This is a genomic window from Campylobacter sp. 2018MI01 (assembly GCF_018501205.1).
Classification (GTDB): domain Bacteria; phylum Campylobacterota; class Campylobacteria; order Campylobacterales; family Campylobacteraceae; genus Campylobacter_E.
In genome coordinates, this window is sequence record NZ_JAHCZE010000186.1 from 1 (window position 1) to 405 (window position 405).

Genomic DNA, 405 nt, shown 5'->3' on the forward strand with positions numbered 1-405 from the left:
AGTTCGTGCCGCGTCGTGACTGCGCTTACGCTGATCACTCGCGCCCCTCCTTATCTACCGCCTTGTTGAGCGGCTGGTCTTCGCACCTTTTACCTTAACAAGCTTGCCGCATCCTCATCCACAATAACGATCGCATCATCATGATTTTGCAGAACGCTTGCAGGAACTTCTTCGGTCGGTTCTCCTTCAACCATCTTCTTGATTGCGTCCGCCTTATCCTTGCCGTATGCCTCAAGCAAAACGGTCTTTGCCTGCATGATTTCGCCGATTCCCATCGAATATGCATACTTCGGAACGTCATTTTCATTTTCGAAGTAGCGTGAATTTGCCGCGATCGTTGATTCCGTCAAGTGAATCTTTTGCGTCTTGCCGTCAAAAGCAGACCCCGGCTCATTAAACCCGATG

At 50.1% G+C, this 405-nt stretch carries 1 protein-coding gene; it reads right to left on the reverse strand.

The features are described from left to right. Window positions 1-89: 89 nt before the first annotated feature. Window positions 90-405, reverse strand: a 316-nt coding sequence (locus KJQ97_RS09610) for a sugar phosphate isomerase family (protein WP_214120723.1), incomplete at its 5' end; no start/stop codon positions are given.